Source organism: Pseudomonas azerbaijanoccidentalis (assembly GCF_019145495.1).
Taxonomy (GTDB): Bacteria; Pseudomonadota; Gammaproteobacteria; order Pseudomonadales; family Pseudomonadaceae; genus Aquipseudomonas; species Aquipseudomonas azerbaijanoccidentalis.
Genome location: NZ_JAHSTU010000001.1, coordinates 1,144,397 through 1,158,305, shown reverse-complemented (window position 1 = coordinate 1,158,305; position 13,909 = coordinate 1,144,397). Strand labels below are relative to the sequence as shown.

The 13,909-nt window shown below is 62.3% G+C and carries 11 protein-coding genes; 4 read left to right on the top strand and 7 right to left on the bottom strand.

The genetic code is table 11. The features are described 5' to 3' along the window. Positions 1-188 precede the first annotated feature (188 nt). The 6 genes from phnE to KVG88_RS04840 form a co-directional block, all read right to left on the bottom strand. Positions 189-956: a phosphonate ABC transporter, permease protein PhnE gene (gene phnE / locus KVG88_RS04865; protein ID WP_150702443.1), complete on the bottom strand. Its 768-nt coding sequence runs from the start codon at positions 954-956 to the stop codon at positions 189-191. After that, positions 953-1,780: a PhnE/PtxC family ABC transporter permease gene (locus KVG88_RS04860; RefSeq protein ID WP_217870505.1), complete on the bottom strand. Its 828-nt coding sequence runs from the start codon at positions 1,778-1,780 to the stop codon at positions 953-955. Before KVG88_RS04860 ends, phnE begins: the two co-directional genes overlap by 4 nt. After that, positions 1,774-2,571 (bottom strand): phosphonate ABC transporter ATP-binding protein, encoded by a 798-nt coding sequence (locus KVG88_RS04855; protein WP_150702445.1) that lies wholly within the window; start codon positions 2,569-2,571, stop codon positions 1,774-1,776. Before KVG88_RS04855 ends, KVG88_RS04860 begins: the two co-directional genes overlap by 7 nt. Then, positions 2,568-3,419, bottom strand: coding sequence for a putative selenate ABC transporter substrate-binding protein (locus tag KVG88_RS04850; RefSeq protein ID WP_217870504.1), 852 nt, complete (start codon positions 3,417-3,419; stop codon positions 2,568-2,570). The genes KVG88_RS04855 and KVG88_RS04850 overlap by 4 nt, the downstream gene beginning before the upstream one ends. A gap of 183 nt (positions 3,420-3,602) precedes the next feature. Beyond that, positions 3,603-7,700, bottom strand: a complete 4,098-nt coding sequence (locus KVG88_RS04845; RefSeq protein WP_217870503.1) for a bifunctional nitrate reductase/sulfite reductase flavoprotein subunit alpha — start codon at positions 7,698-7,700, stop codon at positions 3,603-3,605. Positions 7,701-7,979: 279 nt separating this feature from the next. Beyond that, positions 7,980-8,471 (bottom strand): HIT family protein, encoded by a 492-nt coding sequence (locus KVG88_RS04840; RefSeq protein WP_150702448.1) that lies wholly within the window; start codon positions 8,469-8,471, stop codon positions 7,980-7,982. Between the two features lie 394 nt (positions 8,472-8,865). Between KVG88_RS04840 and KVG88_RS04835 the strand changes: the two genes are divergently transcribed. After that, entirely contained in the window at positions 8,866-9,726 is an 861-nt protein-coding gene (locus tag KVG88_RS04835; RefSeq protein ID WP_217870502.1) for a hypothetical protein, read from the top strand. Between the two features lie 42 nt (positions 9,727-9,768). Here the strand turns inward: KVG88_RS04835 and KVG88_RS04830 are convergent, their stop codons facing one another. Then, on the bottom strand, positions 9,769-10,641 hold the full coding sequence (locus KVG88_RS04830) for a LysR substrate-binding domain-containing protein (RefSeq protein WP_150702450.1): 873 nt from the start codon (positions 10,639-10,641) through the stop codon (positions 9,769-9,771). Between the two features lie 148 nt (positions 10,642-10,789). On the opposite strand from KVG88_RS04830, the gene KVG88_RS04825 reads away from it, so the two are divergent. Genes KVG88_RS04825 through KVG88_RS04815 form a run of 3 tightly spaced genes read left to right on the top strand, consistent with a single transcriptional unit; the run spans position 10,790 to position 13,860 of the window. Beyond that, the gene (locus KVG88_RS04825) at positions 10,790-11,842 is read left to right on the top strand and encodes an agmatine deiminase family protein (RefSeq protein WP_217870501.1); all 1,053 of its coding nucleotides are present in this window, start codon (positions 10,790-10,792) and stop codon (positions 11,840-11,842) included. Between the two features lie 4 nt (positions 11,843-11,846). Beyond that, complete coding sequence (gene aguB / locus KVG88_RS04820) at positions 11,847-12,755, top strand: N-carbamoylputrescine amidase (RefSeq protein WP_217870500.1); 909 nt, start codon at positions 11,847-11,849, stop codon at positions 12,753-12,755. A 1-nt stretch (position 12,756) separates the two neighbouring features. Then, positions 12,757-13,860: an extracellular solute-binding protein gene (locus KVG88_RS04815; RefSeq protein ID WP_217870499.1), complete on the top strand. Its 1,104-nt coding sequence runs from the start codon at positions 12,757-12,759 to the stop codon at positions 13,858-13,860. Positions 13,861-13,909: the final 49 nt, after the last annotated feature.

Here is a 13,909-nt window from a genome sequence, read left to right as displayed (position 1 = left end):
CCGACAGGATGACCCACGGTATGCCCAGTCAGTTGCTGACTCGTTCTTATCTCGTTATCAGGTCTAGGCCGGCCAGATGGCACCGGCGTTTGATAATGCTAGTCGCCCCTTGGGAAGTCAGCTAATAGCCGCAGTATTGGCAGCCGATAGGCGAAATCTTTCAGGGGCCGGATGCGCTGCAAAAGCCGTCAGGCCTTGACCCAGCGTTGACGGCTCCAGCTGCTCAACGTATCGACAGCGAATACCAGTAATAGCATGGCCAGGATGACCGTGCTGGCTTGCGCCTCCTGAAACAGGCTGAGGCTGACGTACAGCATCTGTCCCAGACCACCGGCACCGACAAAACCGAGCACGCTGGCCATGCGGATGTTGTTTTCCCAGCGGTACAGGATGTAGGCCACCAGTTGCGGCCACAGGTTGGGCAGCGTGCCGTAGCAGAATGCCCACACCGCGTTGCCCCCTTGCAGGCGGATGGCGTCGGCGGGTTGCGGCGGGGTGTTTTCCAGCGCTTCGGCGAACAGCCGACCGAGTACGCCGGTGGTATGCAGGGCCAGGGCCAGGGTGCCGGCGTTGGGGCCGAGCCCAGCGGCCAGCACCATCAACGCGGCCCACACCAACTCCGGCACCGCGCGCAGGGCGTTGAGCACCAAGCGCGAGGCGCTCTGCAATGGCCAGCCGAATCGTCCCGCCGCCGGCAACGCCAGCACCAGGCCGAACACCGCCGCGAGCAGCGTGCCCAGCGCCGACATGGCGATGGTTTCCAGTGCGCCGTGAACGATGGCCTGCAGGTGATTGGCGCTCAGGTCAGGGCTGAGGAAACGCTGGGCATACGCCGTCATGCGCTCGAAGTTGCCCGTCGCGCCCAACTCGGCAAGGTCGATGCCCAGGTAAATGAAGGAAGCGATGACTGCCACACCGATGCCCAGCAACAGCGCCACGTTGATCAGGCGATTCATGCCAGCCTCCAGCGCAGCAGGCGGCTGAGTTGATCGGCGAACAGCACCAGCACCAGGAACGTCAGCAACAGGCTGGCCACTTCACCCCCGGCAAACATGCGCAACGACAGGTCCATCTGCTGGCCGAGGCCCCCGGCACCGACAAACCCCATCACCACCGAGGCGCGGATCGCGCATTCCCAGCGGTACACCGTGTACGACGTCAATTCTGACGCGACATTGGGCAAGATGCCGTAAGCGAACGCAGCCAGGCGGCCACTGCCGGCTTGCAGCAGGGCGTGGGCCGGGCGCTGGTCCACCGACTCGTAAATTTCCGCGTAGACCTTGCCCAGCATGCCGCTGTAAGTAATGGCGATGGCCAACACCCCGGCGGTGGGGCCGAGGCCGACGGCGCGCACGAACAGCAGCGCCCAGACGATCTCCGGCACACTGCGCAGGAAGATCAGCACACCACGCACCGGCCAGCGCAGCCATCGTCCCCAATAGCCCGGATGACCGGCACGGGACGCCGCCGACAGCGACAATGCGCGGCTGGCCAGCAAACTGGCGGGCACCGCCAGCAACAGCGCCAGGGCCATGCCCGCCGTGGCGATGGCCAGGGTTTGCAGGGTGGCTTGCAGCAGTAATGGCAGGAATTCTTCGCCATGGGCCGGCGGCCAGAACGCGGCGACAAAACGGCCCATTTCGCTTTGGCTGTCGCTGGCCACCAGCACACTCAAATCCAGCTCACTGAAACGGATGCCCGGCCACAGCAAGGCGATGGCCAACAGGGTCAGCAACAGGCGCGGGCGGGTGGCGGGGTCTCGGGTATCGCGCTTCAGCATCGGGGAATCTGCACAACCAGAGGTGCCGGTGGGATCGGCGGGGAAAGCAATTGTTCGTTGGCGTAGAGCCGGTCGAGCAGTTCGCGGTCAACCGCGCTGGCCGGCAGATCGAACAGAATCTGCCCGTCGCGCAGGCCGATGATGCGAGAAAAATGCGCCAGCGCCAGTTCCACCGCATGCAGGCTGGCGACCAGCGTGACGTTGCGCTCGCGGGCATGGCGACACAGCACTGAAAGGGTGTGCTCGGCCAACACCGGGTCCATCGCCGACACCGGTTCATCGGCCAGCAATACTTCGGGCGCCTGATACAACACGCGGGCAATGCCCACGCGCTGTAGTTGGCCGCCAGACAGTTGCTGGCACTGTGCGAACAACTTGTCGCCCAAATCCAGCCGGGCCAGCGCCGCGCGTGCGCCGGCAATGTCCTGCGGATGCAGCAGGTTCATCAGGCTTTTGCCCAGGCCCCACTGGCCAATCTTGCCGGCCAGCACCGCCGTGACCACCCGTTGCCGCGGTGGCAGCGGCGGCGACTGGTGCACCAGGCCGATGCGTGCACGCAAACGCTGGCGCTGACGGGCAGACAGCTGCCAAGCATGCTCACCCAAGACCTGCAATTCACCGCTGCTCGGTTGCAGTGCGGTGCCCAGCAGGTTGAGCAGGCTCGATTTACCTGCACCGGACGGGCCGATGATGGCGACCTGTTCGCTGGCGCCGATGTGCAGGTCCACGCCATGCAGCGCGTGGACCCCATTGTTGTGGGTCAGGTTGACCCGCGTCAGTTGCAGTGTCATTTGAGCAGGTCGGCAGCGCGCGCGGCTTCCTCGATGCCCTTGTAGTTTTCAGGGTTGGTTTCGATGAAGCGGCTGGCGGCCTGCAAGTCGAGGATTTCCTTGTCAGCCGGTTTGGCCGGGTCGAGGGCCAGGAAAGCTGCCTTGATTTTTGCGGCCAGCGCCGGGTCGAGGGTGCCGCGCACGGTCCAGTTGTAATCGAAATAGGCCGGTGTGGTGGCAAACACTTTGACCTTGTTGGTGTCGACCTTGCCGGCCGCCACCAGTTTTTCCCAGACGCTGGCGTTGAGCACACCGGCATCGACTTTGCCGGCCTGGACCCAGGCAACCGTGGCGTCATGAGCGCCGGAATAGCCGACGCGGCTGAAATAGCTTTCCGGCTTGATGCCGTCCTTGAGCATGAAGTAACGCGGCATCAGGCTGCCGGACGTGGAAGACACCGAGCCGAAGGCAAAGGTCTTGCCCTTGAGGTCGGCGAGGGATTTGACCGCCGGGTCTGCGGTGATGAATTTACTGGTGAACTGGGCGTCCTGCTCACGCTGGACCAACGGAATGGCATTGCCGGTTTTCAGGCGCGCCTGCACAAACGTGAAGCCGCCGAGCCAGGCCAGGTCGATGCGGTCGGTGGCCAGCGCCTCGACCACCGCCGGGTAGTCACTGACGGGCACGAACTCGACTTTCATGCCCAACTGTTGTTCCAGGTAGGCGCCCAAGGGCTTGAACTTGCGCAGCAGTTCGGTGGGGGCTTCGTCAGGAATCGCGCTGACTTTCAGGGTGTCGGCGGCCTGCGCCAGCAAAGTACTGATGGACAGGGTCAAGCCGACGGCCAATGCCAGGGTACGCTTGAGCATGAAAGTTCTCCGTTTCATTCACTACAAAAAGAGGCGATGCGCCCCGCATGGGCGGTGGGTGGCATCGCGCAGTGAGAGGGTAGCCGAAACGGAGCGACAGCATGAACTCCTGCATTGCCGATGAAGGCGGTTTACAGGCGCTGATCAGACAGTCTGGCGGCTCGAGGCAGCCGCCAGACGCCGTCAGTAAACATCGCGCAGATAACGTTTTTGCTCGCTCATCTGCCGCCAGTAATCGGCGGCGGACTCCGCACCAAGGCCGCCATGCTGTTGCGCGACTTGCCGCAAGGCCTGATCGACGTCCTTGGCCATGTGGCTGGCATCCCCGCAGATGTACACCTGCGCGCCTTCCTGCAACCAGCGCCACAGTTCGGCGCCTTGTTCGCGAATGCGATCCTGCACGTAGATTTTCTGCGCCTGATCGCGGGAAAACGCCAGGCTCAACCGGGTCAGCAGGCCATCGCTGTGCATGCCCTGCAATTCATCCTGATAGTAGAAATCGGTCGCGGCATGTTGTTCGCCGAAGAACAGCCAGTTGCGGCCCTGATCACCCCGCGCCCGGCGCTCTTGCAGGAACGCGCGGAAAGGCGCCACGCCGGTGCCGGGGCCTATCATGATCATCGGCACATCGCCATCGGTCGGTGCGCGGAAGTGTTTCGCCGGCTGGACGAAAACCGGCACATCGCCGTTCTGCGCCCGGTCGGCCAGAAACGTCGAGGACACGCCCTTGCGTTTGCCGTAGCGCACGGCGGCGACGGTCAGGTGCACTTCCTGCGGATGGGCCTTGGGGCTGGACGCGATGGAATACAGGCGCGGTTGCAGACGCTTGAGGGTGCCCAGCAGTTCGCTCGCCGAACAGTCGACCGGAAATGCTTGCAGCACGTCCGCCAGTTGCCGGCCCCACAGCCAGTCTTTCAGTTCAGCCTTGCGATCGCTGCCCAGCAGTTGTTTCAGCGTCGGGTTGCCACTGCGCTCGGCAATGAATGCCAGGGTGTCTGGGCTGGGACGGGCGATTTCATAATGTTCGGTCAGCGCCTGGTGCAAAGGCACGTCGCCGAATTTGCCGAGGTTGACGGCGGCGTCGGCATTCAGCCGCGTCAGTTCGAGCAGTTCGCCGACCAGTTCAGGGCAGTTGCGCGGTATCACCCCCAGCGCATCCCCGGCCTCATAGCGGAGGCTGCTCTGCGCCAGGTCCAGGGAAAACATGCGGGTTTCTTTGTTGCTGCTCTGGCGGTTGAGATGAAGGTTGGTCAGCAAGCGTGACGCGTGCGGTTGGGTTTTGCCGGAGGCCTCGAGCGGGCTGGAAGGCGTGCTTTCAGCTGCCTCGACAACGGTCGATGGTTTCAGGATGGCGTGCAGCTGCGCGAGCCAGGTATCGGCTCGTTCTTCGAATTCGGTGTCGCAATCGACCCGCTCCAGCAGGCGAGTGGCGCCCAGCTCATGCAGGCGTTGATCGAGGTGCTTGCCGTGCTGGCAGAACTGGTCGTAGTTCGGATCGCCCAAGGCCAAAACGGCAAAGCGCAGCGACTCCAGACGCGTCGGGGCGGTGCTCAAGGTGTGCCAGAAACCCTCGCCATTGTCCGGTGGGTCACCATCACCGAAGGTGCTGCTGATCAGCGCCAGGTTGTGGGTGCTGGCCAGTTTGTTCGCGGGGAAGTCAGCCATCGCGCTCAACTCGACAGCCACTCCATCGCTACGCAGGCGCGCAGCAAAACGCTCGGCCAGCGCTTCGGCGTTGCCGGTTTGCGAGGCCCATAACAGGGTGAGTGCAGGCGAGCCGTCTGCGGAATCCGGCGCTGTGAGCGAGGGATTGGCGGCCGGTTCGACGCGGCTGAACAAACCGCCCAGCAGGCCGTCCAGCCATAACCGGGTTTCAGCGGCGAGGGGCGCGTTAGGCGGCATGACCGGTACGCCACTGGCCTGGCGGCCGGCAGTGGATTGCAGGCCACTGAGAAAACCGGCGAGGTACGTGCGTTCGTGATCGTTGAGCGGCGGGGAGGGCAGGCTACGGATGCCCGCGAGATCGGCAAAGGTCTCGATGCTCGACATGGCGAGTTCCTCGGAGTGGGTGCAAGCGGGGAGTGGGGCGGCGGCAGGCGCTGGCGATTGCAAAAACTGATGGTTGATCAGCTCGACCCGTTGCAGGGCGACCGCGCAAAACTTGAATTCAGGCTGCTGCGAGATCGGATCGACGGCGTCGCTGGTGACCGCGTTGATGGCGAGGTTTTCGCCAAACACGTCGTTCCAGTGAAAAGGGGCAAAACAGTTGCCCTGACGCACGCGCTCAGTGACGACCGCCGGCAATACCGCGCGTCCCCGCAGCGAACGCACTTCGACCGGGTCTTTGTCGCTGATGCCCAGGCGGCGGGCGTCCTCGGGGTGAACCTCGATGAACGGGCCGGGGTTGAGTTTGTTCAGGGTGTCGACCTTGCCGGTCTTGGTCAGGGTGTGCCACTGGTGTTGCAGGCGACCGGTGTTGAGCACGAACGGAAAGGATTCATCGGGCATTTCAGCGGGCGGCATATGCGGGCGGGGGAGGAAGATGCCCTTGCCGTGCGCGGTCGGGAACACGATGGCCGGTTGGCTGCCGTCGGCCTCGACCTTGAGTGCCTGGCTCACGCCATCATTGAGGTAGCGAACCGGGTTGCGCACCTCTGCGCTGGCGGACGCGCAAGGCCATTGCAGCGGTTGCTCACGCAGGCGGGCATGGCTGGCGCCACGAATGTCGTAACCGGTCTGCGGGTTCCAGGCGCGTTTGATCTCTTCGAACACCTCATCAGCGTTGCGGTAGCTGAAGGCCTCGGCGAAGCCCATTTCGCACGCGACCCTGGCGATGATCTGCCAGTCGGGCAGCGTTTCTCCCGGTGCATCCACGGCTTTTTGCATCAGCGTCAGGTTGCGCTCGGAGTTGATCATCACTCCTTCGGCCTCGGCCCAGAGTGCGCCCGGCAGGAGGATATCGGCGTAACGGTTGGTCTCGGTGTCGAGAAAGGCGTCCTGGGTGATCACCAGTTCAGCGGCCTGCAACGCTTCGATGACGGTCTGTCGATTCGGCGCCGACGCCACCGGGTTGGTGCAGATGATCCAGCACGCCTTGATCTGGCCGGCGCGCATTTGTTCGAACATCGCCACGGTGCCGGCACCGCCGGAGCGCGGCAGGCTGTCGTGGGGGATGTCCCACAAGTCCTCGATGAAGGCGCGATCCGCCTCGACCAGCACCGAACGCTGGCCGGGCAGGCCTGGGCCCATGTAACCCATCTCGCGGCCGCCCATGGCATTCGGCTGGCCGGTCAGAGAAAACGGCCCGCTGCCCGGACGGCAGATGGCGCCGGTGGCCAGGTGCAGGTTGCACAGGGCATTGGTGTTCCAGGTGCCGTGGGTGCTTTGATTCAGGCCCATGGTCCAGCAGCTCATCCACTCGGCGGCCTCGCCGATCCATTGCGCGGCCTGACGGATGTCCGCTTCGGGCAGGCCGGTGATTTGCGCGACGGTGGCGGGCGGGTAGTCCTCCAGGAAACCGGGCATGGCTTCCCAGCCTTGGGTGAAGGCGGCGATGAAGGCCGGGTCGGTGTGGCCGTTTTTCACCAGCAGGTGCAGCAGGCCATTGAGCAAGGCCAGGTCGGTGCCGGGTTTGATCGGCAGAAACAGGTCGGCCTTGTCGGCCGTAGCGCTGCGCCGGGGATCGACCACGATCAGTTTCGCCCCGGCCTTGACCCGGTCCATCATTCGTAAAAACAGGATCGGGTGACAGTCGGCCATGTTGGCGCCGATCACCAGGAACAGGTTCGACCGGTCGAAGTCCTGGTAAGAACCCGGTGGCCCGTCGGCACCGAGGGACAGTTTGTAGCCGCTGCTGGCGCTGGCCATGCACAGGCGCGAGTTGGATTCGATGTTGGCGGTGCGCACAAAGCCCTTGGCCAGTTTGTTGATCAGGTACTGGGCCTCAAGCGACATCTGCCCCGACACGTAGAACGACAACGCATCGGGACCGTGGTTATCAAGGATGTTGCGCAGGCGGGCCGCCGTTTCACTGATGGCCGAGTCCATCGCCATCCGCACCGGATCGCGGCTGCGTTCCTGGCGCAGGTAGGCATTTTCCATGCGGCCCGAGTCGGCAATCGCCTTGCCGCATGTCGTGCCCTTGGTGCATAGCCGGCCGAAATTGGCCGGATGGGTTTTATCCCCCGTGACCTTGACGACCCGGTTGCCCTCGACCTGCATGACGATGCCGCAGCCCACGCCACAATAGGGGCACACGCTGCGCACGGTTTTGTTTGCCATCCTCGTCCCTCGAATCTCTGCCGGCAGCTGACCGGTCCAGAAACGCAAAAGGCGCCATGCGGCCCTCCGTCGTTAAACGGGGGCTACACGGCGCCTTTGTCGTATAGGTGCAATCAGCGTTGACTGCGATTCAGGTACTTAGCAAACAGCGCGCCACAATGGTTGGGGCCGCGCCGGGTCGGGGGTTCAGGGCAGGAAGGGCTGTTGAGTACGCGCGCTGCATGCACTTTTATATGGCGATGCACGCAGCGGTGCACCAGCCCAAGGCGAACGCGTCAATCAGCCCTCATGCCGGAATGACAGACGCAAGCGCTCGATGATCGGGTCGACGCCAGGGCCCTGGATGCTCGGTGGCTCCGGGCTTTCGCCAAACTCGCGCCAGATGAACAGCGTCAGCTCGGCGCCGTCGGTCAGCGTGTGAGCGTTGGCCCCCGCGCCGAAATTTTTCAGCAGCCTGTAGCGTTCATCCTGCCAGAACAGTTCTTCGACCCAGTGGTACACCGGAATGCAGTGAAAATGGATGGGGAAGCCTGGGTCGTGGCCGAAACGACTGATGTAGAGCCATTTGGGCTGCAACTGCGTTTGCAGGATTCGCTGCACCTTGCCCATCAGGCCACCGAGTTCGGCGAGCGCCGCTTCGGGCAATTCGGCCAGGGAGCTGGCATTGTGTCGCGTCCCCAGCACCAGATAGCCAGGGAGCTTCGACGACATGTGGTGATTAACGATCCAGTGTGCCGTTTCATGGATGATGAAGTGTGGAGCTATGTCCATGGATGAGTGTCCGTTGTCGAAGCAGGCAGTAAAAACCAAGGTCGTGGAAACGCATGAGTAGCAGCGCAAGGTGTCGCTTTGCAATCCCTTGGCCGTTTTCGTACATCTCCACTTCAGCAAGACTCTGCGTCACACGAACTTGCATCCGCTATAACCGATTTTAGTTCCGGCTGTTCAAAGTGCGACAGGCTTTTTTTGCAAACAACAGCCTGTCGTGATGCCAGCGGCGGTGAAGGTTTCGGGGGGCAGGAATTTAGGGTTAAAACCTTGTCCTGACCACCAGACCAGGGTGTGAAGTTTTAACACCAAGGTATAAAGATCGGCGTAACGTGCCGATATAGAATGACGCCGCCCGATGTGCCCGCACTCGTGCCTCGTCCACAAGGAAGAATCAATGAACGTCACGTCGTCCTCTTCGTCATCCAGTGCCTTGATCGCTGCCTATACCACTGCCGACAATAACAAGGCGAGCGATGCCAAGGGCAGCGTGGCGGACAGCAGCCAGGCGTCGGACCCAACGCAAAATGATGATGCGGTGAGCTTTTCCAGCACGGCCACCGATTACAGCGATGCGATTGCCAGCAACGCGCCGTACTTTCCGGTGCGTGCGGGGATGAACGCCGATGCGCTGATACTCGGTGTGGCCAAGCCTGGAGCGATTTCCAGTTCCAAGGACAAAACCTTTGCCGACGTCGCCCTCGATGCACGCAAGCGCATGGATGAAAAATATGCGCTGATGAAGGACAGCGGCAAGCCCTACGACAACAGCATGGCCGACCGCAATGCGTTGATGGGCGATCTGGACCGGCGTTCGTTGTACGCCGTTGCCACCAACGAAGGCGGGAAGTTCACCAAGGAAGAGCAAACCGCCGCGCAGGACGTCATGCGCCAGCAGGCTCAGCTCGCCACCGGCTACTACGTCGGGCCGGAAGATCAGAAGAAAAACTGGCGGGATCCATTCGCCAATGACCCGGTCGGGCGGGCCAAGGCTGCGCTGAGCTTCATGGACAACATGAGCCCTGAGGAAAAAGCCACGCCGCAATGGCTGTCCCAGCGCAACACGCTGCAAACCGCACTGGACCAGGCCACCGCCGCCGACCCGGTGGAGCTGGCGAAGAAAAAGCAGCTGTATTTCCCGATCCTTGCAGAGATTCTGCAGAACGGCACCAGCTGGTTCGACAAGAAAGATTCGGACGAGAAGAACGCCAGTGACGCGCTGGACAAGCTCAAGGCCATCGTCCAGTCGACTAAGTGACGTAAGCCCGGCGCGGCTGATCGAGCGCCGGTTTCCCGCCCCTCAGCCCGGCATCGTCGGGCTGTCGTTTTCCAGGTTGCTCAGCAACCATTCGTTGAAGCTGCGCGCATTGGTTTCGCTGTCGCGATGGGTCAGCATGGCCCAGTTCGGCCCGCGAATGGTTTGCTCCACCAACGGCTGCAACAAACCATTGGCGCGCGCCTGCCGACTCAATAACTGGCTGACCAGGGCGATGCCCAAGCCTGCGCAAGCGGCGTCCAGCAGCAGGCCGGGATCGGAGAAGTTCAAACCCTGATCCCGCTGGCCGACGTCGATCCCGGCCTCGACCGCCCAGTGGCTCCAATCCATCTCCCGTTCGCCATGCAGCGTGCTGCGCTGTTCCTGTGGTTGCGCCAGCAGGTTCGGGTGGCAGGCCGGGTAGAGGCGGTCAGCGTGCAGCACCTTGAAACTGCATTCGGCCTGGGAACTGATGTCATCGCGCACGGCGATGTCGATGGTCTGGGTGGTCATGTCCGGCACCTCATCGGTGCTGAAAATCCACAGGTCGACGTCTGGATGCCGGCGTCGAAAATCCCCCAGACGTGGCAGCAACCAGTGCCGGGCAAACGCCGGGGTGGTGTTGAGCACCAATTGATTGGGCTTCTGATACTGCCCCAACCGTCGAATGCCTACCGCCAGTTGCTGCAACAGCGCCTGGGTGGTGCTGAGCAGGTCGTGACCGGCATCGGTCAGGCTGACGCTGCGCCCACTGCGAAAAAACAGCGGCTGTTCAAGGTACGCCTCAAGGCTGCGGATCTGTTGGCTGATGGCCGACTGCGTGAGGTGCAACTCTTCGGCAGCCTTGTGAAAACTCCCCAGCCGTGCAGCGGCTTCGAAGCCTCGAAGCGTGCTCAGTGGCGGCCAGTGTTTGAGCATATCGATAAGTTCCTCTAATCAGTTTTCTACAAAATCCATCGTTTGTTTGCCTGTTTTTACAGCCGTAGCATGCATGCCAAGACCGCCGAAGCAGTTTTCATTGAACACAATGGCTTAACTATAAGGCCGATTTAACCTGGAGAGCATCATGCAGTACAACAACTCTAAAAACAGCGAATGGATGATGCCCGCGGAGTGGGTCCGGCACGCGGCGACCTGGATGGTCTGGCCGCACAACCAGGCGTTGTGGGAATCCGGCTGGCGAGTAACCCTGCCGGACGTGCAGGCGGACTTTGCCCGCGTGGCCAACGCCATCGCTCGTTTCGAACCGGTGAAAATGGTTGTTGATCCGTCGGCTGTAGCCTCTGCCAAGGCGTTGTGCGGGCCGAACATCGAACTGATCGAGTTGGCGGTGAACGACAGTTGGTGCCGCGACTCCGGCCCGACCTTTGTCTGCCATCCGCAGCAAGGTCTGGCGGGGGTCAGCTGGCGCTTCAATGCGTGGGGCGGCAAGTCGGCCCATGAGCTGGACGAGGGCCTGGCGCGTCGCGCACTCAATCACCTCGGCCTGCCGTGCTTCGGCACACCGCTGAGCAACGAAGGCGGGGCCATTCACGTCGATGGCGAAGGCACGCTGATCACCACCGAATCGGTGTTGCTCAACCCCAATCGCAATCCCGGTATGAGCAAGGCCGAGATGGAGGAAATGTTTGCGCAGTTACTGGGCGTGAAGAAAACCATCTGGCTGCCGGGCGATCGCGACTACGTCACCGGCGACATGACCGACGGCCATGTTGATGGCGTCTGCGCATTTGCCCGTCCCGGCGTATTGCTGCTCGACGCGACCCACGACACCCAATCGGTGTACGCCGAAGTGGCCCGTGAAAACCGCCGAGCCTTGGAACTGGCAACAGATGCACAAGGGCGTCAATTCCAACTGATCGAGTTGTATGAAGCCAGCGACGCCGTGGACACCGAGGCCGAAGTGTTCTGCGCTTCGTACACCAATTTCTACATCGCCAACGGCGCAATCATCATGCCGGCCTACGGCATTGATGCCGATCACGTCGCCGCCGAAACGCTCGCCCAGGCGTTCCCCGGACGTGAAGTGGTGCCGGTGCGAATCAATCATCTGGCCCATGGCGGTGGCGGTGTGCATTGCATCACCCAGCAACAGCCTGCCTGGCCGGTGGAGGGTTGATGCAATGACACTCCTGACCATCGCCACCACCCAGATGCCGTGCACCTGGGACCTGAAAAACAACCTCGATCAAGCCGAACAACTGGTTCGCGAGGCCGCGGCCAAGGGTGCCCAGGTCATCCTGCTGCAAGAGCTGTTTGCCACGCCGTATTTCTGCATCGAGCAAAACCATAAACACCTGGCCCTGGCCGAGGAGTTTTGCGACAGCCCGGTCCTCAAGCGTTTCGCTGCGCTGGCCAAAGAGTTGGGCGTGGTGCTGCCGCTGAGCTGGTTCGAGAAGGCCGGCAATGCGTTCTTCAATTCTTTGAGCGTGGCCGATGCCGACGGGCAGTTGCTCGGTGTGTACCGCAAAACCCATATCCCCAACGCCATCGGTTATCAGGAGAAGGAATATTTCAGCCCCGGCGACACCGGTTTCCGCGTTTGGGACACCGCGTTCGGGCGCATCGGTGCCGGGATCTGCTGGGACCAGTGGTTCCCCGAGACAGCGCGTTGCCTGGCGCTGATGGGCGCGGAAGTCCTGCTGTACCCCACGGCAATCGGCTCTGAACCGGGCTGCGCGAGCCTCGATTCCCGCGACCATTGGCAAATGACCATGCGCGGCCACGCGGCGGCCAACATCCTGCCGGTGGTGGCGTCCAACCGCGTCGGCCGGGAAGCCGCGACCACTGACCCTACTTTGCAGATGAGCTTTTACGGCTCGTCTTTTATCTGCAATCACAAGGGCAAATTGCTCGCCGAGGCCGACCGCGACAGCACCGGCGTGCTTGTGCACAGCCTCGACCTGGCGGCCATGCGCGAAGAGCGCCTGAGCTGGGGCATCTACCGCGACCGCCGTCCGGAAATGTACGGGGCGCTGTTGAGTCAGGACGGTCGCCACATCAACGCTCGCTGGAACACCCAAGGAGTTTGATATGCAGGTTTCCCACAAACGCTTGCTCACCGCTTTGGGTTTCTCATTGTGCTGCGTTCTACCATCGCTGCACGCCGAGGAGAAAACCCTGCGGCTGTACAACTGGGCCGACTATTTTGCTGAAGACACCCTGAGCCGTTTCACCGCCGAAACCGGGATCAAGGTGATCTACGACGTGATGGATGGCAGCGAAACCCTGGAAGCCAAGATGCTCGCGGGTGGCAGCGGCTATGACCTGATTTTCCCCGGCGATACCGTGGCCGAGCGGCTGGTGCGCGCCGGCAGCCTGATGCCGCTGGACCGTTCGAAACTCACCGAGCTGGCCGATATCGAGCCCGGCCTGCAGAAGCTGCGCAAGCAATACGAGCATTCCAGCCAGGCCACGGTTCCGTACACCTGGGGCACCATCGGCCTGACCTACAACGCCGAGCAGGTCAAACAACGCGTGCCGGACGCTCCGGTCAACAGCCTCGACATGCTGTTCAAACCGGAACTGGCGGCGAAGTTTGCCGATTGCGGGATCTCGATGATCGACTCGCCGGACGAAGTGCTGGCGGTGGTGCTCAACTACCTCGGTCGCGAGCCGCGCAGCGCCAAGCCTGAAGACCTGAAGGCGGCGAGCGAGTTGCTGATGAAATTGCGACCGTACATTCGCAAATTCCAGTCGCAACCGGTGACCGATCTGGTCAATGGCAACCTGTGTCTGTCCCTCGGCTACAGCGGTGACATGACCCAGGCGCAGCGCACGGCGGATTCGGCCGGCAAGAAAACCACGTTCCAGTACCGCATCCCCCGTGAAGGCACCACGGTGTGGATGGACACCATGGCGATCCCGGTCGATGCCAAACACCCGGAATACGCCTACGCGTTCATCAACTTCGTCATGCGCCCGCAAAACATGGCCGCCATCAGTAATTTCACCGGTTACCCGACCTCCAACGCCAAGGCGCGGGCCGATGTCGATGCCGCGATGCGCGACAACCCCGACATCTATATCGATGAAGCCACCTATGCTCGATTGATCCCGGGCAAGGACATTCCCCAGGCCGACATGCGTGCCCGCATGCGCACCTGGACCAAGTTCAAGACGGCCACAAGCCAATGATCGCAGGCCGGCACACCCACGCCGGCCTTTGCCCACCCTTCAGGAAACA